Source organism: Cupriavidus sp. GW822-FHT06G04 (assembly GCF_058799075.1).
The window spans coordinates 53,678-77,705 of the sequence record NZ_JBXALD010000006.1; the positions used below are offsets into that span (position 1 = coordinate 53,678).

Here is a 24,028-nt window from a genome sequence, read left to right on the forward strand (position 1 = left end):
GCACCGCGGCGCGTGGCTCACACGCGCGCGCTCAGCCTTGCGCGGCGGTGAGCGTTGCCTTGTGTGCGCCGAGTTTCGCGCCCATCGCGTCGGCCAGCGCATGCAGGCCGGACATCGGCCGCACCATGACCTCGAATTCCTCGATCTTGCCCGCATCGTCGAAACGCAGCATGTCGATGCCCTTGAGCGCCTTGCCGTTAATTTCGGCACTGAACTCGAGCACCACGCTCTTGCCGTCGGCCGAGGCAAGCACGCGGTGATAGGTGAAGTTCTCGAACACCGTGTTCACGGTCTTGAGCACCAGCTTGATCGCGGCGCGCCCCGGATACGGCGTATGGGCGACCGGCGAGCGGAACACGATGCGGTCCGACAGCAACGGATCCAGTTCTTCCATGGCGTTGCGCGCCAGCAATGCGTGCCAGGCGGTCAGCGTCTGCCGCGCCTCGGGAATCAAGCCTTGGACGTCCATATCAGTCTCCTCGATGTTTTATCTGTCGTTTCCCCGCCTTTGGGGATCTATGCAACTGGTTGCATAGCGGCAAATGATAGCGCGACATCGGGACGCTGAACAGTCCGGTCGCGCGCGATAACCGCCACGCGCAAGCGTCGGCCGGCCCTTCGTTCGCTATCCAACAGACCCCTCGCAGCCCCGGGCCAGATACTCGCTCGACGGCTGGAGATCCGGGGAAAGCGTTTGCCATGGCGGATTCCGGTCGACCGCGCCGCCGACTGAAATCGCCGAGGAGAAACACCGTGCCGCCCTATCTGAATGCGAACGACGCCACGCAAGCGGAAGGGACGCCATGCGGCCCGCGCACCGCGTCGTCGACCGCATGGCAGGCGCGCGCGTTTGCGCTCGGCTACGGATTGCTGTGCGTGCTTTACAGCGCGGTGGCCTATCTGTCGCTCGGTTATGACGACGAATTCACCAACATGGGCCTGGTCGAGCGATTGGGTCTTGGCGTCGTGCCGTTGATGCAGACCGAGGATGTGCATCCGCCCGGCTCGTATTTCATCAACTGGCTGCTGCATGCCATAACCGGCGACTGGTCGCTGGTGCGGCTGGCCACAGCCCTCATGACCGCGGGCGCCCTGGTGTATGCCACGGAGGCGATCCGCCAGCGCCACGGCAATCGCGCGGCGGCGCTGCTGTTCGTCTTGCTTTGCCTGAATCCCGCGATCCTGATGTGGTGCACCGGGGTGCGCTGGTACGCGTATTTCGTGCCGGTGCTGGTGTGGCTGAGCATCACGCCCCCGCGCGATGGCTGGCGCTACTGGGGCAAGTGTTTCGGCGGACTGGTGGTGCTCGGCTATCTCGGCTATGCGGTGTTTGTGGTGGCGTTGCCGGTGCTATGGCTGTACTGGACCGGTACGCGGCAAAGCGTGCGCGAGCGGCTCGTCGGCATCGCCTGGGCCGCGCCGTTGGCCGCGCTGCTGTATGCGTACCAGTTCCATATATTCCTGACCGTTCACCTGCAGTCGAAGGGATCGCAGGTGTCGTCGATGACCAAGAACCTGATGGGCTTTGCCATCGCGCAAATCTCCAATCAGGGCGTATTTCCGGTATCGGTGCCGGCACTGCTGTCCGCTCTGGGACTGAGCGGCATGGTGGCTCTGGCGTTCGCGCTCGACGCACGCGGCAACCTGCGCAACCGCTACCTCCATGCCTACGGACTCGGCGTCGCAGCAACCCTCGCGACCGGACTTGCCGGCAAGTTCCGCAACCTCGTGATCGTGTCGCCATGGCAGGCGTTATGGCTGGCCACGCTGCGTGTGCCGCCGGCGCGCGCCCGACTGTTCCTGGCATGTTTTGCGGCGCTGGCGCTGGGCAATCTGTGGGGCGTCTTCAACGTTGCCACGCATCAGAACACCACCAAGAACAGCTGGGACCTGCAACTCGCTCCGGTCCTGGCCGACCTGCAACGCCAGCGCGCCGCGTGCGGTGGCGATCTGGTGGTGGTGGCGCATGACCCGGCGCTGAACTGGCATGTCGATGTGGGCGGATATCCGCAACTGGGGCCGTTCTCGCGCCAGACGCTGCCGGCCGACGTGCTCGCCGCCCCGCACCGCTGCGTCGCCGTGGTGCGCAGCTACGCGGGCATGTTCGACACCGCAACGATCGACCGCATGTACGCGCAGGCGGACGCGCTGCGCCACGCCGGCGAAGCGCGCCAAGTGTTCGGCCGCGACGCCAACTATCGCATCAAGCAGCGGCTCGACGGACGCTATCCGCAATACCAATTCGATATCACGATCTATCGCGACGTCACGGGCCTGGACGCGCTGACTGCGTGGCAGCCTCTCTCGCTGCGCAACGAGGATGGAGCGCCGCATGGACGCTAGCGCCGCGCGCATCGCCGTGACCTATGTCGTACTGGCGGCGATCGCCATCGTCGCCAACATCGGCGCGCAGGATCTCTTTCTACGGCTGTACGGCGGCGCGTACGACATCGTGCTGTCCGTGGCGATGGGCACAGGCGTTGGCCTGGTCGTGAAGTACGTGCTGGACAAGCGCTTCATCTTCGGTTTCGAGGCCGACAACGCCGCGCACGATGCGCGCGTGTTCGCGCTCTACACGGTCATGGGGCTGGCCACCACGGCAATCTTCTGGGCCTTCGAATTCGGTTTCGCACAGATCTTCGGCACGCACACCATGCGCTATGCGGGCGGCGTGCTGGGCCTGAGCCTCGGCTACTACACCAAGTACCAGCTGGACAAGCGCTTTGTGTTCAGGCGCGGCTGGAGCGAGCAGTCCGTTTGCATCGGAGAAGGTAAATGAGCCACGCCGCCGTTCCGTTGTGCGTCGATCTCGACGGCACACTGATCCACGCAGACCTGCTGGTGGAAACCTGCGTGGCGCTGCTGCGCAAGAATCCGCTCTACCTGTTCCTGCTGCCCTGGTGGCTGCTGCGCGGCAAGGCCCATTTGAAAGCGCAGGTCGCCAGCCGCGTGTTGCTCAACCATGCCGCGCTGCCGTTTCATCGCGAGCTGCTGCAATGGTTGACCGATGAGCGCCGCGAAGGCCGCCAGATCTGGCTGTGCACCGCATCCAACCAGCGCCTGGCCGAAGCGGTGGCGCTTCATCTGCAATTGTTCGACGGCGTGCTGGCCAGCAGCGACACGCTCAATCTATCCGGCAAGCAGAAGGCCGAAATGCTGGTGGCGAAGTTTGGCAACCGGGCTTTCGACTATTGCGGCAACGACACCGTCGATCTGCATGTGTGGTCGGTCAGCCGCGGCGGCGTGGTGGTCAACGCGCACGGCGACCTGGAGCAGCGCGCGCGCCAGGTCACCGACGTCTACCGCACGTTTGGATCGCCGGGCCATCACGTCCGCGCGCTGTGCAGGCTGCTGCGTCCGCATCAATGGGCCAAGAATGCGCTGCTGTTCGTGCCAGTGGCCGCCGCGCACCGCATCCTCGACCCCACCGCGCTGGGCCATGCCGCACTGGCATTCCTGGCGTTCTGCCTGTGCGCGTCATCGGTCTACGTGCTCAACGACATGCTCGATGTGGAGGCCGATCGCCAGCATCCGCGCAAATCGCAGCGGCCGTTTGCCAGCGGCGCGCTGCCGTTGAAAGCCGGCTTTGCGCTGATTCCGCTGTTGTTGCTGGCCACCGCCGGCATTGCCTGGCTGCTGCCGGTACAGTTCGGCCTGACGCTCGGTGGTTACTATCTGCTGACGCTGGCCTACACGCTGGGCGTCAAGCAACTGGTGATCGTGGATGTGCTGTGCCTGGCCGGGCTGTACACCATCCGCATCGTGGCCGGTGCGGCGGCCGTGGCGGTGCCGCTGTCGCTCTGGTTGCTGCTGTTTTCGCTGTTCCTGTTCCTGAGCCTGGCGCTGGTCAAGCGCTTTGCCGAACTGCAGGTGATGCAGCGCCAGGGCAAGCTGGAAGCCGCCGGGCGCGGCTATCGGCTGGACGACCTGGCTCTGCTGGAAAGCCTCGGCACCGGCGCCGGTTATATGTGCGTGCTGGTGCTGGCGCTCTATATCAACAACCCCGTGGTGGAAACGCTGTATCGCCATCCCGAGGTGCTTTGGGCGCTGTGTCCGCTGATGCTGTATTGGATCACGCGCGTCTGGGTGGTGTCGCATCGCGGTCTGATGCACGACGATCCGGTGATGTTCGCGCTGCGCGACCGCGCCAGCCTGGTGATCGGCGTGCTTGGCGCGATCGTGATCTGGGCCGCCACGTGATATGACGCGCCAGACCGTTTTCTCGTGGGGCCGTACGGCGCCGAGCGAAAGCGATGTGCTGGCCTTGCCGAGCCGCTTCGACACGCTGCCCGCGCTGCGCCCCGATAGCCCGAGCATGCTGCCGTTCGGCAATGGCCGCAGCTACGGCGACAGTTGTCTGAATCCCGGCGGCACGCTGCTTTCCACACGCTATCTCGATCATTTCATCGCGTTCGACGCCGCAACCGGCGTGCTGCGCTGCGAAGCCGGCGTGCTGCTGTCGGACATCCTGAAACTGATCGTGCCGCAAGGCTGGTTCCTGCCTGTCACGCCGGGCACTCGCTTCGTCACCGTGGGCGGCGCGATTGCCAACGATGTGCACGGCAAGAATCACCTGAGCCACGGCACCTTTGGCCGCCATGTGCGCGCGCTTGCGCTGCGGCGTTCCGACGGCGCGACGCTGCAGTGCTCGCCGCACGAGAACGCGGACTGGTTTGCCGCCACCATCGGCGGGCTGGGGCTGACCGGTGTGGTGCTGTGGGCCGAAATCCAGATGCGGCCGATCGCCTCGCCGTGGGTCGAGGAACAGACCGAACGCTTCGCCAGCCTCGACCAGTTCTTCGCGCTGTGCCGCGCCTACGCGGACACGCACGAGTACACCGTGGCGTGGATCGACTGCTCGGCCGGCGCGCATCGCGTGGGACGCGGTCTGTTCACGCGCGCCCGCCACGCCCCTGCCGATGCGCAGCCGCCACGCCATGGCGACCGCCCGAGATCGCGCAGCATGCCGTTCACGCCGCCGTTTTCGCTGGTGAACCGCCTCAGCGTCGGCGCGTTCAACACGCTGCACTACCACCGCACCGGCCGCGCGGAGCCGCCGCGCCTGACCCACTGCGATACGTTTTTCTATCCGCTCGACCATATCCTGCAATGGCATCGCATGTATGGCCCGAAGGGTTTCTACCAGTATCAGTGCGTGGTGCCGCCCGAGGATGCGCGCGCGGCGCTACACGCGCTGCTGAGCGAAATCGGCCGTAGCGGCGCGGCATCGTTCCTTGGCGTGCTCAAGCAGTTCGGCCCGCTGGCGTCGCCCGGGCTGCTGTCGTTTCCGCGCGAGGGGTTCACGCTGGCGCTCGATTTTCCCAACGCGGGTCCGCGTCTGCATGCGTTGTTCGAGCGGCTCGACGCGATAGTGGCCGGCGCCGGCGGCCGGCTTTATCCCGCCAAGGACGGGCGCATGAGCGGCGCATGCTTCCGCGCCGGATATCCGCAATGGGAAGCGCTGACACCCTATATCGATCCGGCATTTTCGTCGGGATTCTGGCGCCGCGTGACGGATGGGGCCACCCATCGGGAGATGAGCAAATGAAGAAGGTGTTGATCGTCGGCGCGACCTCGGCCATGGCCGAAGCCACCGCGCGGCGCATGGCCCAGCGCGGCGATGCATTGTTTCTGCTCGGCCGCAGCGCGCCGCGCCTGCAGGCCATGGTCGACGACCTGCGCGCGCGCGGCGCGCCGCACGTGCATATGGCCGTGATGGACGCCAACGACTTCAGCGCGCACGACGGCATGATCGCGCTGGCCGACGCCACGCTTGGCGGCATCGACATCGTGCTGATCTCGCACGGCACGTTGTCGGACCAGTCCGCCTGCGCGCAGTCGGTGGATCTGACGCTGGCCGAATTGCGCACCAACGCGCTGTCGGTGGTCGCCATGCTGACCTTGCTGGCCAACCTTTTCGAGCGCCGTCGCGCCGGCACCATTGCGGTGATTTCGTCGGTGGCCGGCGAGCGCGGCCGCCAGAGCAACTATGTCTACGGCAGCGCCAAGGCCATGGTCACCGCGTTCATGTCCGGGCTGCGGCAGCGGCTTGCCAAGGCGGGCGTGGCCGTGGTCACCATCAAACCCGGTTTCGTCGATACGCCGATGACCGGCGCCTTCCGCAAGAACGCGCTGTGGATCGGCCCCGACGCCGCGGCGGGCCATATCCTTGCGGCCATCGACCGCGGCGCGGCCGTCGCCTATGTGCCCGGCTTCTGGCGCTACATCATGCTGATCATCCGCGCACTACCCGACGCGGTATTCCGCCGGCTGGCGCTGTGAGATGCCGGCTGGCGCATTGGCGCGGATGCCGGAAAGCCCATAGCGACATCGAAATGCTATAAATGCAAAATCAGACAAAGTCCTACAGCGCGAGGATCGCCACGGCCTTAATCTTCATCTCAGGACTTGACCCGTCCTGATAACCTCCCCTGCAAGCCCGTCAGGCCTACCGCCTGGCGGGCTCTTTTTTTTGCGGCATGCCGGCGACGTTGGCGACGCCACCTCCGCGCACCCGCTTTGTGCGATTCCGCATGTTTTGCCGTTGCCGGCTCGGGCAATCATCGCCTCATCAGCCGACAAGAGAGGAGACATCAGACATGCGCCAACCACCGGATCTGCTCCGCCAGGCGGGCACCTTTGCCAGCATCCGCGCCCTGCCCGAGGCATCGTGTCCGATCGAACCGGGATGGATGCGCAGCGGCACACCGCGCACGCGCTGCAACCAGCATTCGTCGACGCTGGACGGCTTTGCCTGGACCATGGTGTGGGACTGCACGCGCAGCACGTTCGAATGGCACTACACCATCGACGAAGTGGTGGTGGTGCTCGAAGGCAGCGTGCGCGTGACCGACTGCCATGGCGTCAGCCACACGCTGGGCGTGGGCGATGTCGGATATTTTCCCGCCGGATCGTCGTGGTTCTGGGAAGTCGACGACTACGTGCGCAAGATCGCCTTCTGCCGCGATGAGGTGCCGCGCGGCCTGCGTCTGCCGATGCGCGTCGTGCGCCGGTTGCAACGCGAATTCGGCTCGCACCGCAATGCGCTGGCCGTTGCATGGCGCCTGCTGGTTGACGGCTGCCGGCGCGTGGTTCGCCTGGGACGCGCCACGGCGACGATGATGCTGATGAGCTTTCCGCTCTAGGCGCTACGGGCCTGGGCGTTAACGCGCGGGCGCCGCAGAGCCGTTCGCGCCGCCGCCTTCCAGCGACTGAAGGATTCGGTACGCGGCCTCGACGCGCGCCGGGATCGGCAGGTTTCGATTGGCCAGCAGCACGATGCCGATGCGTCGCCCGGGCACGAACGCGGCATAGGCGCCGAAACCATTGGTCGATCCGGTCTTGTTGATCAGCACGTCTGGCGACGCCGGTTGCGGCGGTTGCAGCGCCGTCACCGGCTGCGCTTCCAGCACCATGCGCGCGGCGTTGCCGGCCAGCAGGTCTTCCAGCGCGACCGGCCACGCATAACGTTCCCAGCCAAGCGCCTGCGTCATGCCGCCGCTCTGGAAATAGCCGGTATGCGTGGCGGACAGCGCCCGGCGCAAAGCGTCGTCGCGGATCGTCGCGCCGTCCATATTCAGTTCGACAAAGCGGATCAGGTCGCCCGCCGTGGTCTTGATCCCGTAAGCCTGTGCATCGAACACGCCCGGCGTCACGCGAACCGCCGTGTCGCCGTTGGCATAGCCCCAGGCGTAATCGCTGGCGCGCGCCTGCGGCACGCGGAGCCAGGTGTGCGAAAGCCCCAACGGCGCAAGAATGCGCTGCGTCATCGCCGTCGCAAACGACTCGTGCAGCGCACGCGCCGCCAGTTCGCCAAACAGGCCGATGCTGGGATTGGAATAGCGGCGATGCGTGCCGGGCGCGTAGGTGGGCTTCCAGGTGCGCAGCCACTGGATCATCTGCGGCATGTCGGCGATCTGGTCGGGCACCTGCAGCGGCAGTCCGCCCGCGGTGTAGGTGCCGAGTTCCAGCAGGCGGATGCGATCGAACGCGCTGCCGGCAAGCGCCGGCATATAGCGGGATGCCTTGTCATCGAGCGACAGCGCGCCGCGTGCCTGGGCGTAGGCACCTAGCGTTGCAGTGAATGTCTTGCTGAGCGACCCGATCTCGAAGATCGTGGCATCGGTAACGGGCTGACCGCTAGCCTTCGACGCCACGCCAAAATTGAACACACGATGCTGCCCCCCGGCGGTAATCGCCACGGCCATGCCCGGCACCTTGTATTCGGCCATGACCGGCCGAATCGTCGCACTGACGACATCCGCAATGGCGTCCGGCGCGGCGGCTGCGCTGGCCGATATCGACATGGCCATCGCGCCGATTGCGATGCCAGCAATAGGAACAAGGCGGGAAAGACGCCCGATATGTGGGATCGACGTGCAAAGCTGCGTGTTCATGGCAATTCCTGGCAGGCCACAGGCGACGAATCACTCACTGGCGACGCGGATGGCGGCGCTCGGTGCGGCAAGAACGGGTCAGCATTGTATCCGCCCGCCCGGCACTACAATGGCAGCCTCCCACCCGCCGTCGCCGCCCCATCGTCACGTAGAGCCATGGCTTGCCGAAACCGGCTGGGCCGACCGTGCAGACGTGGCGATCCGACGGACGCGATTCTCCATGGAGCTCTCATGAAACCCCGCATCTCCGTACTGACGATTGGCGTGACCGATCTGGAGCGTGCCGTCGCGTTCTACCGCGACGGACTGGGCCTGCCCACGCCGGGCATCGTCGGCAAGGAGTTCGAGCACGGCGCCGTGGCGTTTTTCGATCTTCAGGCCGGGCTCAAGCTGGCGCTGTGGCCACGGGCCGCTCTGTCGTGGGATACCGGCTTGCCGGCCAGCGCGCCATGCCCGACCGGATTTTCGATCGGACACAACGTTGCCAGCAAGGCGGAAGTCGATCAGGTAATGGCGCAAGTGCGCGCGGCCGGCGGCCACATCGTCAAGCCTGCGCAGGACACCTTCTATGGCGGCTACGCGGGCTACTTCCAGGACCTCGACGGCAATCTCTGGGAAGCCGCGTGGAATCCGCAGATCCTGCCGGACGACGCGGCCTGAGCGCCGGCGTGACTCAGGGCGCCGGCTGGCAGAAGCAGATGCGGTTGCCGAACGGATCCTTCACATTCAGCAGCCGCCCCCAATCTGCGTCTTCCACGCCCGGTTTGGCGTACGTGTACTGGCGCGCCGTCAACTCCCCATGTAGCGCGTCGATATCGTCGACGGTCACATAGATCGCCGATCCGGGCGTGGCGTCGCCGTGATGCTCGCTCAGGTGCAAAGTCAGGCCGGAACGCGTGACCTGCGCATAGAGCGGGAAATCCTCGCCAAACCGATGCTCCCAATCGAGCGTGAAGCCGAGAAAGCCCAGGTAAAACTCCTTGGCCTTGTCGACCGAAAAGATGCGCAGTATCGGAATGGCGGGCGATAGTTGCATGGCGTTTTGACGAGTTTGGGGCCGGAGGGACCTGAATTGTGGCAGCGCCCAAGTCAATGTGGAACATTCACCACCCCTTTGCGCTACATAGATCACATTTACGCCGTCGCGCGTTTTACTTGAAATTATAGGATCCTTATAATTATTGGAATCCCATAATTCCACATAAACCATGAGCTACCTCTACCGGCGCCCTGAACTCGCCCATCAGATGGCCAGGCAGTTGCTGCATCCCAGCGTGCTGGATGAAGGGCTGCGCTCGGGCCTGTTCCTTTCCGGACTGCGTCGCATTGGCAAGACCACGTTCCTGCTCAACGACCTGATCCCGGCGCTGGAAGATCTCGGCGCCATCGTGATCTATGTGGATTTATGGAGCGATACGCAGCGCAGTCCGGCCGCGCTGATCCTGGCGGCGGTCAAGAAAGTACTGGCCGAGCTGGAATCTCCCGGTGCCAGCACCGTGCGCAAGCTCAAGCGGCTGGCAGGCGCCGATGTGGCGGCCTTTGGCTTCAAGTTCGGTTTCAAGCTCGATCACCTCGGCGAGCCGGGCGGTGCCACGCTGGCGCAGGCGCTTGGCGAGATCGTCGACCAGGCCCGCACCGACGTCGTACTGATTGTCGACGAGGTGCAGCACGCGATTACGTCCGACGAAGGCAGCCAGATGCTGCTGGCGTTGAAGGCCGCGCGCGATGCCATCAATCCGCGTCCCGACACGCCCGGCCACTTCCTGTTTGTCGGCACCGGATCGCACCGCGCGCTGGTTGGCGAACTGACGGCACGCCGCAACCAGGCGTTCACCGGCGCGACTTCGGTGTCGTATCCGGTGCTGGACAAGGCGTACGTCGCCTATCTGCTCGATCGGCTGTCGGCCGAGGGTTTCACCGCCCTGCCCTCGCTCGACGTGGCGGTGCAGGCATTCGAGACGCTGGGCCATCGGCCCGAGGAAATGATCAAGGCGCTGCGCCAGCTTCATTTCCACTTGCCGCCGGACAGCAACCCCGACGAGCACTTGCCGATGATCGCCACGACGCTGCGGTCGGCGGCGGCCGATATCGAACTGATGAAACTCGAACAGCTCGGCGGACTGGCCACGGCCATCTTCGACCGCATCGCGTCGGCCGAAGGCGACGCACGCGGACTGTTTTCCGCGGACGCCGCCGCCGCGTATTCACGGGCCATCGGACGCGAGGTCAAGGTCGAGGAAGCCCAGCCGGTGGTCAACGAACTGATGGCGACCAACCTGATCATGCGCAAGGGCCATGGCCTGTACGGCATCACCGACCCGTTCGTGCAGCAGATGTGGCGGGAACGCAAGGCGATCGAGGGCAAGCTCTAAGCGGCGGCGCACCTTCGCCCCCCCTCGACTGGCAGCTTCCGCGCCGGCATCCGCATGTCGTCCGCGCCCTTCGGCGGTCCACGCCGCCGCTGGGTTGCGCGGACGGCCGCCATAGACCGCGCAGTTGGTCGAGCTAGTGGAATTCGTTCGCCCGGAACTTCGATTCGGGCAGCAGCCGCCGCACCGCGCCGATCAGGTTGAAATGGCGCACACTTTCGGGCGGCCGATAGTGGCCGCTGTCGTTCGACCAGTAGAACAGCTCGCCGTGGAGAAAAACCAGTTCGCCGGCAAAAAGCACGTCTGCGCCGCGTGTCAGCGACGTATGCCCCCTGACGACCAGATCGCGGCGCGAGCCTCCCACCACATAGTTGCCACGCGACACCGCGCAATAGATGCGTCCCGGATCCTCGACCAGGACAACGAAGACGAAGCGGCCATGCGGTACCGGTGCCGGCAGCGTCTGCGGCGATTGCGGGATCAGGTAATAAACATTCTGTGCGACGCGCTCAAGCTGAAACACTTGCGCAGCGCGCGCCGGCCTTTGCAGCCGGGTGGTTGGCCGCATGCCGAGCGGCCGCATTTGCACTCGTTGCGCGTACAGCGCGGCAATGGATAGTCGTTGATCTGGTGTGAGCATATGTCGAGTCCTTCCAAACGGGTCCCGAGTCTAGTGACGCCTCGCCGCCTCGCACTGACGCAATGCATATCTGGGTTAGCTCATCGCATAACAAAGGGTTTACACCTAGTTTTCATATAACCAGAAAAGCGTAAGGTTGCGGCTATGCATACCCGGCCGATAACCCTGACCGAGCGCGTGATCCAGTTGCTGCGCGCGGAGATCGCCGATGGGACATTTCCCGTCGGCACACGCCTGCCCACGGGCAAGCAGTTGGCCGAGCGCTATGGCGTGAGCGCGGCCGTGATCCGCGAGGTGTCCGAGCATTTGCGCTCGCAAGGCATGATCGAAAGCCGGCAGGGGCTGGGCAGCACAGTGCGCTCGCGCGTCAGCGACAACGGATTTCGCCTGGCCAGCAGCGCCGACGCCGGCGATCTGGCCGCGATTTTCGAGTTGCGGATCGATCTGGAAAGCGCGGCAGCCGCCATGGCAGCGCGCCATCGCACCGAGCACGATGTGGCGTGCATGCGCGGCGTGCTCGACGCGCTGGCCGCGCAGCTCGACGATCCGGACCACGGCGTGGAGCCGGACATCCAGTTTCACGTCGCCATCGCCACCGCCACGCACAATCCCTATTACGTGCAGTTGCTGCAGTACATGAATCTGCAACTGCACCATGCCGTGCGCACCGCGCGGCTCAATTCGCGCCAGCAGCCGGGCCTGCCCGAGCAGGTCCACGGCGAACACGTGGCGATCTTCGACGCCATCCGCGCGCGCGATGCCGATCTGGCGCGCCGCTGCGCGACCGACCATCTGCGTAACGCCGCCGGCCGGCTTGGCCTGCCGATGCGCCCCTGAATTTCGTAATCGACCGATCGAGTTGCCATCATGTCCGACCCCCTCTTCGCCCAGCGCCTGACCGAATCTCTTGGCCCCGACGTGGTTTCGACCGCCGCCGACGCGGTGGCGCCCTGGCTATCCGACTGGCGCGGCCTGTACAAGGGCCAGGCGCAGGCGGTGATCCGTCCGCGCACCACCGCGCAGGTGGCGCAGGCACTGGCGCTATGCCAGCAGGCAGGCGTACCGGTGGTGCCGCGCGGCGGCAATACCGGACTGTGCGGCGGCGCGGCGCCCGACAGCAGCCAGGCCAACGTCGTGATCAGCCTGGACCGCATGGACAAGGTCCGCTCGGTCGATACCATCGCCAACACGATGGTGGCCGAAGCCGGCTGCATCCTGGGCAACCTGCGCCGTACCGCCGCGGAACACGACCGACTGTTCCCGCTGTCGCTGGCCGCCGAGGATTCCTGCCAGATCGGCGGCAACCTGGCCACCAATGCCGGCGGCGTCAACGTCGTGCGCTACGGCATGACGCGCGAGCTGGTGCTCGGCGTGGAGGCCGTGCTGCCCAATGGCGAGATCTTTCACGGCCTGCGTACGCTGCGCAAGGACAACACCGGCTACGATCTCAAGCAACTGCTGATCGGCTCGGAAGGCACGCTCGGCATCATTACGGCGGCGGCGCTGCGTCTGCTGCCGCGCGCCGATACGCGCGCCGTGGTGCTGGCCGCCGTCGATTCGTCGGAACAGGCGCTGCAACTGTATTCGCTACTGTTCGCGCGTTGCGGCGCGCGCTTGCAGGCCTACGAATTCTTTACCGGCGAATGCCTCGATCTGGTGCTCACGCATGCCGAAAATGTCCAGGCGCCGTTCTCCGAACGTCATCCCGCGTACGTATTGCTGGAAATCGCCGACACGGCATCCGAGGAAGTCCTGAATGCGCTGCTGGAAGCGGTGATTGGCGATGCGCTGGAACAGGGCTTGTGCCGCGACGCGGCGGTCTCCGCATCGCTGGCGCAATTGCAGGGTCTGTGGCGTCTGCGCGAGGAAATTTCGGAAGCGCAACGCGCCGACGGCCTGCACCTCAAGCACGACGTGTCGCTGCCGATCGAGCATATTCCGGCGTTCATGACGTCGATGCAGGCGCGCCTGCAGGCAAGGCACCCCGGCATCCGCCCGTTTATCTTCGGCCACTTTGGCGACGGCAACCTGCATTACAACCTGTCGCGCCCGCTTGGTGCCGATCCCAAATGGGCGCTCGGAGAGGGCAAGGCGGTCAGTGACGAGGTGATGGAAGAAGTGGCGCGCTACAACGGCAGCATCAGCGCCGAGCATGGCATCGGCCAACTGAAGCGCGACGCATTCCTGACGCTCAAGGACCCGCTCGAACTCCGGCTGATGCGCGCCATCAAGCAGGTATTCGACCCCAGCGGCATCATGAATCCCGGCAAGCTGCTGTAAGGCGCGGCCACGACGAACGCCGAACGCGGCCTCCGCACTTCGCGCGCCACCGCCGCCGATACCACGCCGTTCGTCCGATGCGGCTGCAGCAATGGGGCCCCGGACCGGCGTCCGGCCCGATGCGGTTGCCCGACAAATAACCCGACGATGGTCCGGCGGTGGTCCGGCGACGGACCCTACCCAATGCCGTAATAGCCGGGCGACAGCACGCGCTGGGGGTCCAGCGCCGTCTTGAGCCGGGCCAGCACCTTGGCGTAGTCGTCCGCAGGCGCGGCGGCTTCGTCCATGCCTTGAATTCCCTTGCGATACGGTGGGCATCCGGCGGCAATCAGTTCCGCTTCCATCGCGGCCCGGCAAGCTTCGGCGCGCTGGGCCTGGTCCTCGTCGGCACGATCGAAAAAGATCGCGGCCGTACAGGTGATCGCGCGGTCCGAACTCATGTTGTAGCCGATATTCGGCGCGAAGCCGAACCTCCGATAGCTACGTACAAGGATCGCCTGCACGGCTTCCACCTCGCAGCCCTTGAACGGCAAAATCGGCGCGACCCAGGCCAGGCCCACGCCATCGCTTGAAGGATTCGGATTCGGCCCCGGCGGCACGTCCTTGTCCGCGTAGCACATGTTGAGCCCCATTGCGGAAGGAATGCCGCGATACGGACTGTTTTCGTAGTATTCGACCATGCTGCTCACATCGACGCGCGCGAACCTGCGCAGCGGCGCCGCCAGCTTTCCGAGCAGCCGGGCGCGAAAATCGTCGATAAAGACAAGCTGGCTCGTCACCGGCCCCAGCACCGCGCGAATCCGCTTGCGCCGGGCGCGGCCGATCGCCGCCGTGGGCGACAGGATAACGTCCTCGCCCACCCACTGCGCGCCGCGCAAACGCTGGCGCTCGAACTCCTCGATATCGCTGAACGTGCAGCGCCGGTCCGGCGCGCCGCCCTGCATCATCGCCTGCATGCGCGTGCTGCTGGTCAGGCTCGACGTGGTCGAGAGCGTGCCTTCGAGCCGAAGCAGGCGCAGTGCGTCGATCGTGCAGGCCAGGCTGGCGTGACGATCAATGGTGTAGAAGAACGCCTGGAAGTGCGGCATTGCGCGATCGAGCAGGAATGTCGCCTGCGTGACGACGCCCAGGTTCGATTGCGAAAACAAGCCATCGAGCGCCGGACCGAGCCCCCACTTCGCCACGCCAGCGGCCCTGGCATGTGGGAACCTGCCAAAGCCGGTGCGGATGATTTCACCGTCCGGCAGTACCACCTCAAGGTTGCAGGCGGATCCGAAACGGTCGCCGAGCCGGCCTTTGCCGATGCCCCGCTCCAGGGCATTGCCAATCAGGCTTGCATCGGGCGAACTGCCGATCACCGGCCCGATGAACGCGGCGTTGCGCGCTTTCAGGTAGTCGTGCACCTGCCGGAAAGTGACGCCAGGTTCGACGGTCATGCAGCCCAATGCATCGTCGTAATCGACAATGCGGTTCATGCGCTCGAATGACATCACCAGCGCCGCGCCACGCGGCGGCAGGTTGCAGCCATATCCCCAGTTCTTGCCCGTGCTTTTCGGATGCACGGCCACGCCGTGGCGCGCGGCGCATTGCAGCACCGCCCGCACCGTTGGCGCACTGGCGGGCCTGACCACCGCCAGGATCTCGCTCCGGGACGGAAACGTCGACGTCCGGTACGGCGCCAGCACCGCGTCATCGGTCAATACCTCGCATTCGCCCGCGAGGCCGGCCAGCTCTGCCAGGCATGCGGCCGCGGCCTGTTGTTGTGCGATCGATGCCATGGTCATTTTCCCGCTCCCAGGTTCAGCAGCCTGGCGATGGCCGAAGCGAGTCCCTCGGCGTGTGGCGTCTCCAGGATCGAGAAGTGATCGCCGGTGACGCAGGCCGACCTGCCGATTTGCGCGCCGGCGCTTTCCCACGCGGATGCAATATCGGGCATCGCGCTTGCGGATGCCGCCACGAGGTGCACCGTCACCGACTCTGGCCGCCGTGCATCGGCACAAGCCGCCGGATCGTAGGCCATCGCGAGCTGCCCCAGCACGATATCGAAATGTCGAAGCAGCGGACCATCGATTGGATCGCCATCATTGAGGCGCTCCATCACTTCCGCCAGCAATCGCCGCCGGTTCGGATCGATCCGATGCACCAGCGGCTCCAGGTGGTCCCGCAGCAGCGAGGCGCCGCTCGCTACGCGGCCAGCGCGCAATTGCCGCGAGATCGCGCGCGCCGCATCGGCGCCAAGTACCTGCGTCCACGGCTTGCAATCGATCAGGATCACATCGACCCGTACATTGGCCTGGGCATGCAACTGTGTATCGACGGTCGACGCCGAAAGACGACGCGCCATTTCATAGGCAATCGTGCCGCCGAAGGAATGGCCGAGCAGCACGATCGGACCGCCGATCCCTGCGTTGCGCAGGTCCTGCAGATTGCGCTCGACGATCCGGTCCACATCCGCCGCGGCGTCCGTCGTATCGGCTGGCGCAGGATCCAGCGCCACCACCGAAGCCATCGGGCCCAGGGCCTCGGCCAGTGGCCCGAAGCTATCCGCCAGCGCGCCGACGCCGGGCACGCATACCAGCGTGGGAGCCGACGCACCGGATCCACCGAATCGCACCACGCGGCCTTGACTGTCCCGTGCATCATGGTCGTCGATGGCGGCCAGTACGTCCTCGAAGCGCGGATGCCGAAGAATCGTATCGACTCGCAACTCCACGCCAAACTCATCGACGATGGCGCCCGCCATCAGCATGGCTTTGAGCGAGTTGCCGCCCAAGCGCAGAAAGTCGGAGGTCATGTCGACTTGGTCGGTCTTGAGCAAGGTGCGCCAAATCGTTGCCAGTCGTCCGGCGCTGCTGGCGTCGGACACGGCCCGGGCCTCGTCGGCCGGCGTCGACCGCGGTGCTTGGGTTTGCCGCTGACGCAACTGACTCATCAGGCCGCGCTCATCGACCTTGCCGTTTGACAGCCGTGGGATGTTCGGCACGAAGCAGATCCGAGATGGCCAGACGTACGAAGGCAATGTCGCTTCGATCCAGGCCAACAGCCTGCGCTCGATCGCGCGCAAATCCGTGTCCTTGACCATATGGGCGGCCAAATCGGCGACCATATCGGCGGACAAGTCGGGCACCACGAATGCAATCAGCGTCTGGTCGTCGGCCACCGACACGGCGCACGCGCCAACCAGTCCCGAAGCTTCGATCGCGGCGGACAGTTCGCGCGGCTCGACGCGATAACCGCGGATCTTCACCTGCGAGTCTTTCCGGCCCAGGTATTCCAATGTGCCGTCGGGCAGTACGCGGCCGATGTCGCCTGTGAAATATGCGCGGTCCGATGCCGAGCCGTCGTCGTGGGGCAACTGCCGGAACGCGCACGCTTGCCCGGCGCCTTCGCCCGACGCCAGATAACCCAGCGCCAGCCCGGGGCCGCTGACGGCGATCTCTCCATGACAGCCGGTTGGCACAGTTCGCCCACGCTCGTCGACGATGCGCACGGTCATTCCCGCAACGGGCACGCCGATCGGCACACTGGGGCGCTCCGGATCGGACTGCTCAAGCACATGCATCGTGGCGCAAACGGCGGTCTCGGTGGGTCCATATGCATTGATGCAGCGCGTACCGCGCGCAAGAAAGCGGCGCAACGGATCCGCGACGGCGGGCTCCCCGGCGGAAACCAGCGTTTTCAACGCGATCCCGTACCGGTCGATGGCGCCGATCATCGAAGGCAGCAGCGAGGCGATTGCGACACGCTGTTCGCGCACCAGCGCCGCCAGCAGCGCCGGATCGCGTTGCTGCGCGCGTGATGCGATCACAAGACGTCCGCCTGCCAGAAGCGCCGTGAAGATCTCTGACACGGCGCCGTCAAAGCAGGCCGCGAAGTTGTGCAGGCAACTGTCGCCCGCCGCCACCTGGAATGCGTCGATCTGCGCCAGAACGGTATTGAGAGCAGCCGCATGGGACACCACCACGCCCTTGGGCTCCCCGGTGGATCCCGACGTGTGGATTACGTAGGCTGCCGCAGTGCCGTCAATTGCAGGCGCGCATTCGGCCGCCGGATCGGGCGATTGGGGCACTGCTTCCGGTTGGGCAAGCGCGAGCGAGCGTGGGTCAACAGCCATCACATCGACATCCGCCGCCGTCGCTTGCAGCATCGCAAGCCGATCGGCATCGGTGAGCAGCAGCGCCGGGCGACTGCGCGCGATCACGCCTCGGACCCGAGCGGCCGGCGCATCGACATCGAGCGGTGCATACGTAGCGCCAAGCCGCATCGTCGCCAGCATCGACGCCACCATCGCGACGCCGCGGTCAAGATATAGCCCGACAATATCGCCGCGCCGTACCCCGCGAGCCGCCAGGATCTCCGCCAGATGCTGGCCAAGCGCCTGCAACCCGGCGTAGGTGACGGTATGTTCGCCATCGACGATGGCAATCGCATCGGGACTGCGCTTGACGGCTGCATCGAAATGATCGTGCAGCGTCTGGCGCCCGGCAAGCGGTCGAGGCGCGGCCGCGCCTCGCAGCAACGACAGGGCCGGGCTCAAGCGCAGATCGTCCACCCTCCGCACCGTGCCGCTGACAATCTGCGAGATCAACCCGCGGTATCGGCGCAGCAACTCGCCGGCCACCTGAGCATCGTAGTGATGGCAATCGAAATGCAGGCGCAGCTGGAGTCTGTCGCCCGGAATGGCCATGATCGACAGCGGATAGCCGGTGCTTTCCTCCGTGAGATCTTGCCGGATTCGGAAACGCTGTCCCTGCCCCGGCGCCTGGGCGCTGCCCGTTTCGTAGTTCTCGAAGACGAACAGCGTGTGGAACAGATCGCGATCGCCGTCGATGTGTGCGGCGGCCTTGATCTGCCCTGTACCGCACTGCTCGTGCGGCAGCTTTTCCTGCTCCGCCGCAGCCAGTCCGCGCAAGCCGTCATCGATGCGCATCGCGCCCGCCATGGGCACGCGCACCGGTGCGGTGGCGACGAACATGCCGACCGCCTGCTGCGGATTCCCCAGACTGGCCAGTGCAATGCGCCCCGACCGCACCGCACCGAACACCACCTCGCCCGCGCGTTGATGCAAGGCGAGCAGTGCTGCCCATGCGTACTGCAGCACCACTGCGGCGGTCACATCCGTCGCCGCGCTGAAGCGATGCAGCGATGCCGTCACCTCCGCCGGCAGCCAGTCGTCTACGATCGAGAAGTCAGTCTTCGGTCGCACCGCGCCGCTGCACATTCTGGCCATCGGCAATGCGGTGGTCTCTTCCCAGCCAGCCAGATATGTGTTCCAGAACGAAGCGCTATCCTGGCGCGTTTCTGACGATACGTGCGCGCGAACGAACCTGTTGAAGGGCACCGACTCCCGCATCTCGGCAGAGGGTTCGATGCCGGCCCGGCGCGCGTCGTACAGCGCGAACAGGTGGCGCAGCACGTTCATGCTCGACCATCCGTCCAGCGCGATATGGTGGCCCGTCAACGCCACGATGGCGCAATGGTCTGCGCGCACGATCGACAGTTGCGCGAGCGATGGCGACGCCAGGTCAAAGCCCACCTCGCGTCGTGCCTCGACGATGCGCCTTGCGATGGAATCCACCGATGCATCGGGCGTGACGTCGGCAGCGTGGATGTCCACGCGAGGCCGCGCCTCGCGCAGGAAGACCTGCAATGGAGCGCCTACCTTATCCGCAGCGATAAAACAGCTGCGCAGCGCCGCGAAGTGCGCGACGGTGTCCGACCAGCATGCGCTCAGACAGTCGACATCGACGGACTCGTCGAGCTCCACCACCATCTGGCAGATGTAGGGCGGTCGCGCGCCGTTCTCCCGCGCGTACCGGTCTTCCAGCATGATGCCGAGCTGCATGCCGGTCAATGCGGTCACGTCCTCGATCTGGCTGGCATCGTGGCCGACCTGGGCAACATGGTCGATCACGCGCGACAGCGCGTCGGCGCGCAACGGCTCCACACGCGCGATTCGCGACAGCGTCTGGGCCAGATCGAATGCGTCGCCATCGTCGCTGTCGTCGCCCTCGTGCCGGGCGTTACTGGCAGGTGCGCTCCCGGCAATTGCCGCGATCGCCTGCACCGTGCGCAAGCGGAATATGTCAGGCACGCTGACTGCCAGGCCCTCGTCGCCAAGTACGCTGGACAAGCGCATGGCTTTGATCGAATCGCCGCCCAGGCGGAAGAAATCGCTTTCCAGCCCGACATCGGCAATGCCAATGATCGCGCCGAATGCTGCCGCAACCGCGCGTTCGCACGCCGTACGCGGTGGCGTCACCGGGCCAACGGTCGAAACGGCCCTGGGCAGCCGCGCGAGCGCGGCACGGTCGGTCTTGCCGCCCGGTGTCACCGGCATCGACTTCAGCACATTGAACGACTGCGGCACCATGTACGCAGGCAGCCGGTTGCGCACGAAATCTTCGACGAGATCGAGGGGGCCTTTCTGGTGCGCCGCATCTTCGCGGCCGTCACGTGCCAGGCGTTGCTCCAACGAGATCGCGCCACCGAGCAGAATATGGCCAAACGCGGGCGCGGCGCCGCCGCTGGCGGGCGAGCATTCGAACAAGCGCCGGATATGCTCGATAGGCCGGGTGCCGGTAAAGCCGGCCTGGCAGAATCCCAGTCCGTGCGTGTTCATCAGCAGCCGCTGCGCGAATCGCCCGATCTGCACGTGTCCGCGCCAGGTCGTGGCCGCCTCGTCGAAGATGGCGATCGAGAAAGCCGAGCGTTCGAAGGTGGACTGGTTGATGGCCGCAAAGCGCCGTGTCTGCGCAATTTCATCGGCAACGAACGCAAAGCCATCGTCGTCGAACCGGTACAGGCCCTTGCCGGGAAGCCCCATCACGGCGCCGTCCCGATGCACCTGAACCAGCAGGGTGGGATTTGGACGGCGCGCCGCCGCGTTGCACCGAATGCCAAGCGCGATCGTGCCGAAGCTGCAGCCGGGCAACGGCACGCTTGCCGCTTGGTTGGCGATATCGCCGCAACAGATGCCGGCGGCCTCGCATGCGGACTCCAGCAGTCCAAACATGTAGCCGGCTTCCACGGTCAGCAGCGCCGTAGACAACTCCCCGTACACCGCCCCGACCTCTTCCGGATCGGCACGCAAATGCAGCGTGACGCAGGCGTGCGCCGGATCCATGGCGCACGCGGCGGCCGGCATGGGCGGCGCCATCCATCCCAGCGTCAGGTCGTCGCGATCGAGACAATAAAACCCGTCCGGCACACCCGCCAAATTGGCGATCTCGACATAGAGCCGCATCGCGTAGATCGCGCCGGCGGACGGATAAAGGTATTTCGGCAATAACCGCGCGGCGCTGCGGAAGCGACCGAAATGGGCCAGCACATGCGCCAGCGACGCGAGCGTCACCGCTGAATCGCCGCAAACGCCCGGCGTCGCCGCGAGCGCGTCGGCCAATGTCGCATGAAGATCGTCGACGGACGCCTCCCCGCCATCGTAGAAGCGATAGGTTTTGCGCTGGAAGGCCAGTGCCATCACATCGTCAACGTGATCCGCCACCGGCAGGACGATTTCCGTACCATCGGCACCGAGTTTGACCGGCCGGTCTGCCAGCTGGTGCAGCGCCTTGCCGGTGTGCGCGGCGTATAGGTGCATCGAATCGGGCGGCAGATCCGCGCCGTCGATGCCGGCGATTTCGCTCTCGTCCACGCACAGGAAGGCGTGCAGGCCGGTGTGCCCGGTCCGTTCGTCGTCGATCGTCATGACCGCGGCTTCGGTCACCCACGGATGCATCTGTACCGTGCTCTCGATGTCGGCCAGTTCGATGCGGAATCCGCGAATCTTGACCTGATCATCGCTGCGGCCCCGGTACTCGAACTCGCCGTCGGCATTGAGCAGCGCCAGATCGCCCGTGCGATAGGTGCGGACATCGGCAGATGTGAGCGGATGTCGCATCGTCACGAAGCGCTCGCGCGTCATCGGCGCATTGTTGACGTACTCGGTCGCCAGTCCCGCGCCGCCAAGCCTCAGTTCACCGACGAAGCCAGCCGGAAGCACCGCGCCGCAACTGTCGACCACGGCAGCCAGCGTGCCGTCGAGCGGACGGCCCACCGGCACGCTGCGCCCCAGAACCGGCCCGTCGATCACGTGGTTCAACGCGGCCACCGCCGCCTCGGTGGGGCCATAGCCGTTGATACAACGGACGCCGGCCTGTCGATACTGCTCAAGGACGACGGAGTTTGCCACTTCGCCGGCACTGATCAGCGTGCGCAGCGGCAGTTCGTGAAAACCGATGACGTTCAGATACGACGGGATGAACGTCGCGACCTTGACATCGTGCCGCCGCATCAGCGCAACCAGCTCCGCCGGATCCATCAAGGTTTCCTGCGAGGTCAGCACCAGGTAGCCGCCGTTGAGCAACGTGCAGAAGATGTCCAGGATCGCGCCATCGAACGAAATCGACAGATTTTGCAGACAGCCGTAACCCACGCGGAAATCGTAGGTGCGGCGCACGCCATGCACTGTATTGCCGATGGCGCGCTGGCTGACCGCCACGCCCTTTGGCCGCCCCGTGCTGCCAGACGTGTAAACCACATAGGCCAGTTGGTCGGGCCGCGCCGCGAGGTCGGGCAGCGGCGCTGCCAACGCCGGTGCGGAAGCCTCCAGCTGGACGGCGATCTGCCGGCGCCCGCTGTCGTGGTATGGCGCGCCGCCTGCCGTGATGACCGCGACGGGATCGGCGTCGGCAAGCATCTGCTGCTTGCGCTCGGCCGGAAACTGCGGATCCACCGGTACGTACGCGGCCCCCGCGATCAGCGTGCCGAGGATGGCCACAATCAGTTCGGGCGAGCGGCTGACGCAGATCGCGACCAGTTGCCCGCTGCCGATGCCATGACCGCGTAGCTCGCCGGCAAATTGCAAGGCATGCGCGAGAAGATCGCGATAGGTGAGACGCTGCTCGCCGAAGACGACTGCGGGCGCATCGGGCATCGCGCTTGCCACATCGGCAAAGCGCTGTTGCAACGATCTGAACGGCGACTCGGCCGATGTCGCGTCAAGCAACGAGAACGGCAGCGCCAGCGGGTACGGCAACGCATCCAGTGCGGTATCGACATCGCGGACCACGCACTCGGCAAAGGCCGTCATGCATTGCGCCATCGCGTGCATCTGTGCGCCAGAAAAGGCGCCGTTATCGAACTGGAAACGACCTTCCAGCACGGGCGACGATGGATCGTAGAAATAGCCGAGGTCGTGTTGGCCCCGTCCGATGCCCGTCTGCAAGGGTGTGGCCGACACGCCGCTCAACCGCAATAGCACGGCATCGATCATGGTTTCGCCGATCATCAGGTTCAGGTCCGGGCCGGACTCGGTCGTCTGCCCGGACAAGGCGATGTCACGGATTTCGGTGAAGTCGAGAACCGGAAGTCTGGAAATGTCCTTGCGATGCGCGCGTACAACGTCGAGCAAATGCCTGAACGATGTCCGCGAGTCGATATCGAGCGCCATCGGAAAGCGCGAGATGTAGAAGCCGAGCAGGTCTGGCTGGCCACGCGGGCGTACGTTCACCGGGTAGCCAACCGTCACGCTGTCGCGCGAATGCAGTCGCGCGACCATCGCCGCAAAGAGTCCGCTCATGAAAATAAACGGCGTGATGCGCAGCGTCCGGCACAACTGCCGAACGCCCGCTGCCAGCTCCGTTGGGAAGGCGAAGTCGAATTCCTCCATCTGGCCGCTGCGCCGGCGCACGCCCAGATCCGTTGAGAGTCCGCGTCCATGCAGATGCGAACGCCACAACTGGCGCGCGTCTTCGCGCGCCTCATCGGTCACGCGCGCACAGGCATCGAGATAGCGCTGCATGTCGCTGTCGCGCATGACTTCTACGGGCGCGCCGGCCAGCGCCCTGCCGTATCCCTGCTCGATCATTGCCATGCAGCTGCGCGCCGTGGCGGCATCCATGAAAATGTGGTGGTACACGATTGTCAGCACATAGGCGGACGCACCGTATCGCGCCAGCGCAATGACGCCTGCGGCGGCCGTGATATCGAGCGTCTGCCGGTTCTGCTGGTCGATCCACGCCAGCGCCGCGTCACGCGGGCACTGGTCGCCCGAGTCGCGCAGGTCCCGGTATGCAAACCGCAGCCTGCTGAAATCCATCGGCGGCAGCACATGCTGGATTGGCTCCGACGCATCCACGATGACCGACCGGCTTGCTTCCATGTTGGCGTACGCAAATTCCAGCGCGCGCCGAAAGCAATCGTGATCGAGATCTCCCTGCAATTCATAACTGAGGAAGTTATTGAATCGATCAGACTTGTCGATGAGATAGGAAAGCCAAAGTTCGTGCTGCTGTTGCGTGAGCGGAAACTGCCGGTGGGTCAACATGGTATTGATGCGGAAT

16 protein-coding genes are annotated in these 24,028 nt (G+C 65.4%); 10 read left to right on the plus strand and 6 right to left on the minus strand.

What is annotated here, in order from left to right; all coding sequences use genetic code 11:
* Positions 1–31: 31 nt before the first annotated feature.
* Complete coding sequence (locus tag AC1RKI_RS14975) at positions 32–469, minus strand: nuclear transport factor 2 family protein (RefSeq protein ID WP_227459481.1); 438 nt, start codon at positions 467–469, stop codon at positions 32–34.
* Positions 470–753: 284 nt separating this feature from the next.
* On the opposite strand from AC1RKI_RS14975, the gene AC1RKI_RS14980 reads away from it, so the two are divergent.
* The 6 genes from AC1RKI_RS14980 to AC1RKI_RS15005 all read left to right on the plus strand — a co-directional run bounded on the left by AC1RKI_RS14980 (position 754) and on the right by AC1RKI_RS15005 (position 7,145).
* A complete protein-coding gene (locus AC1RKI_RS14980; protein ID WP_492796433.1) occupies positions 754–2,343 on the plus strand; it encodes a glycosyltransferase family protein in 1,590 nt (529 codons plus the stop codon).
* Positions 2,333–2,779: a GtrA family protein gene (locus AC1RKI_RS14985; RefSeq protein WP_150979078.1), complete on the plus strand. Its 447-nt coding sequence runs from the start codon at positions 2,333–2,335 to the stop codon at positions 2,777–2,779. The genes AC1RKI_RS14980 and AC1RKI_RS14985 overlap by 11 nt, the downstream gene beginning before the upstream one ends.
* A complete protein-coding gene (locus tag AC1RKI_RS14990; RefSeq protein WP_061955091.1) occupies positions 2,776–4,200 on the plus strand; it encodes a UbiA family prenyltransferase in 1,425 nt (474 codons plus the stop codon). Before AC1RKI_RS14985 ends, AC1RKI_RS14990 begins: the two co-directional genes overlap by 4 nt.
* Before the next feature lies 1 nt (position 4,201).
* On the plus strand, positions 4,202–5,548 hold the full coding sequence (locus AC1RKI_RS14995) for an FAD-binding oxidoreductase (RefSeq protein ID WP_492796430.1): 1,347 nt from the start codon (positions 4,202–4,204) through the stop codon (positions 5,546–5,548).
* Entirely contained in the window at positions 5,545–6,282 is a 738-nt protein-coding gene (locus AC1RKI_RS15000; RefSeq protein ID WP_244787414.1) for an SDR family oxidoreductase, read from the plus strand. The genes AC1RKI_RS14995 and AC1RKI_RS15000 overlap by 4 nt, the downstream gene beginning before the upstream one ends.
* 317 nt (positions 6,283–6,599) lie before the next feature.
* A complete protein-coding gene (locus AC1RKI_RS15005; RefSeq protein ID WP_492796428.1) occupies positions 6,600–7,145 on the plus strand; it encodes a cupin domain-containing protein in 546 nt (181 codons plus the stop codon).
* 18 nt (positions 7,146–7,163) lie between these two features.
* Here the strand turns inward: AC1RKI_RS15005 and ampC are convergent, their stop codons facing one another.
* A complete protein-coding gene (ampC, locus tag AC1RKI_RS15010) occupies positions 7,164–8,312 on the minus strand; it encodes a class C beta-lactamase (protein WP_492796486.1) in 1,149 nt (382 codons plus the stop codon).
* Positions 8,313–8,627: 315 nt separating this feature from the next.
* Between ampC and AC1RKI_RS15015 the strand changes: the two genes are divergently transcribed.
* Positions 8,628–9,056 carry a VOC family protein gene (locus tag AC1RKI_RS15015; RefSeq protein ID WP_492796427.1) on the plus strand — a complete coding sequence of 143 codons (429 nt, stop codon included), beginning with the start codon at positions 8,628–8,630 and terminating at the stop codon, positions 9,054–9,056.
* A 13-nt stretch (positions 9,057–9,069) separates the two neighbouring features.
* Here the strand turns inward: AC1RKI_RS15015 and AC1RKI_RS15020 are convergent, their stop codons facing one another.
* Entirely contained in the window at positions 9,070–9,432 is a 363-nt protein-coding gene (locus tag AC1RKI_RS15020) for a glyoxalase superfamily protein (protein ID WP_061955081.1), read from the minus strand.
* A gap of 172 nt (positions 9,433–9,604) precedes the next feature.
* Between AC1RKI_RS15020 and AC1RKI_RS15025 the strand changes: the two genes are divergently transcribed.
* Complete coding sequence (locus AC1RKI_RS15025) at positions 9,605–10,768, plus strand: AAA family ATPase (RefSeq protein ID WP_150979073.1); 1,164 nt, start codon at positions 9,605–9,607, stop codon at positions 10,766–10,768.
* Between the two features lie 133 nt (positions 10,769–10,901).
* Here the strand turns inward: AC1RKI_RS15025 and AC1RKI_RS15030 are convergent, their stop codons facing one another.
* Positions 10,902–11,405, minus strand: a complete 504-nt coding sequence (locus AC1RKI_RS15030) for a hypothetical protein (RefSeq protein WP_492796425.1) — start codon at positions 11,403–11,405, stop codon at positions 10,902–10,904.
* A 144-nt stretch (positions 11,406–11,549) separates the two neighbouring features.
* Between AC1RKI_RS15030 and AC1RKI_RS15035 the strand changes: the two genes are divergently transcribed.
* Together AC1RKI_RS15035 and AC1RKI_RS15040 are read left to right on the plus strand one after the other, a co-directional pair.
* A complete protein-coding gene (locus AC1RKI_RS15035) occupies positions 11,550–12,242 on the plus strand; it encodes a FadR/GntR family transcriptional regulator (RefSeq protein ID WP_227459488.1) in 693 nt (230 codons plus the stop codon).
* 30 nt (positions 12,243–12,272) lie between these two features.
* A complete protein-coding gene (locus AC1RKI_RS15040; RefSeq protein WP_227459489.1) occupies positions 12,273–13,685 on the plus strand; it encodes an FAD-binding oxidoreductase in 1,413 nt (470 codons plus the stop codon).
* Positions 13,686–13,861: 176 nt separating this feature from the next.
* Here the strand turns inward: AC1RKI_RS15040 and AC1RKI_RS15045 are convergent, their stop codons facing one another.
* Positions 13,862–15,463, minus strand: a complete 1,602-nt coding sequence (locus tag AC1RKI_RS15045; protein WP_492796423.1) for an FAD-binding oxidoreductase — start codon at positions 15,461–15,463, stop codon at positions 13,862–13,864.
* Between the two features lie 2 nt (positions 15,464–15,465).
* Positions 15,466–24,012 carry an amino acid adenylation domain-containing protein gene (locus AC1RKI_RS15050; RefSeq protein ID WP_492796421.1) on the minus strand — a complete coding sequence of 2,849 codons (8,547 nt, stop codon included), beginning with the start codon at positions 24,010–24,012 and terminating at the stop codon, positions 15,466–15,468.
* Between the last annotated feature and the right edge of the window lie 16 nt (positions 24,013–24,028).

Coding starts and splice junctions, on each gene's coding strand:
- AC1RKI_RS14975 (WP_227459481.1), bottom strand. CDS start 469: ATGGACGTCCAAGGCTTGATTCCCGAGGCGCGGCAGACGCTGACCGCC.
- AC1RKI_RS14985 (WP_150979078.1), top strand. CDS start 2,333: ATGGACGCTAGCGCCGCGCGCATCGCCGTGACCTATGTCGTACTGGCG.
- AC1RKI_RS14990 (WP_061955091.1), top strand. CDS start 2,776: ATGAGCCACGCCGCCGTTCCGTTGTGCGTCGATCTCGACGGCACACTG.
- AC1RKI_RS14995 (WP_492796430.1), top strand. CDS start 4,202: ATGACGCGCCAGACCGTTTTCTCGTGGGGCCGTACGGCGCCGAGCGAA.
- AC1RKI_RS15000 (WP_244787414.1), top strand. CDS start 5,545: ATGAAGAAGGTGTTGATCGTCGGCGCGACCTCGGCCATGGCCGAAGCC.
- AC1RKI_RS15005 (WP_492796428.1), top strand. CDS start 6,600: ATGCGCCAACCACCGGATCTGCTCCGCCAGGCGGGCACCTTTGCCAGC.
- ampC (WP_492796486.1), bottom strand. CDS start 8,312: ATGGCCATGTCGATATCGGCCAGCGCAGCCGCCGCGCCGGACGCCATT.
- AC1RKI_RS15015 (WP_492796427.1), top strand. CDS start 8,628: ATGAAACCCCGCATCTCCGTACTGACGATTGGCGTGACCGATCTGGAG.
- AC1RKI_RS15020 (WP_061955081.1), bottom strand. CDS start 9,432: ATGCAACTATCGCCCGCCATTCCGATACTGCGCATCTTTTCGGTCGAC.
- AC1RKI_RS15025 (WP_150979073.1), top strand. CDS start 9,605: ATGAGCTACCTCTACCGGCGCCCTGAACTCGCCCATCAGATGGCCAGG.
- AC1RKI_RS15030 (WP_492796425.1), bottom strand. CDS start 11,405: ATGCTCACACCAGATCAACGACTATCCATTGCCGCGCTGTACGCGCAA.
- AC1RKI_RS15035 (WP_227459488.1), top strand. CDS start 11,550: ATGCATACCCGGCCGATAACCCTGACCGAGCGCGTGATCCAGTTGCTG.
- AC1RKI_RS15040 (WP_227459489.1), top strand. CDS start 12,273: ATGTCCGACCCCCTCTTCGCCCAGCGCCTGACCGAATCTCTTGGCCCC.
- AC1RKI_RS15045 (WP_492796423.1), bottom strand. CDS start 15,463: ATGGCATCGATCGCACAACAACAGGCCGCGGCCGCATGCCTGGCAGAG.
- AC1RKI_RS15050 (WP_492796421.1), bottom strand. CDS start 24,012: ATGTTGACCCACCGGCAGTTTCCGCTCACGCAACAGCAGCACGAACTT.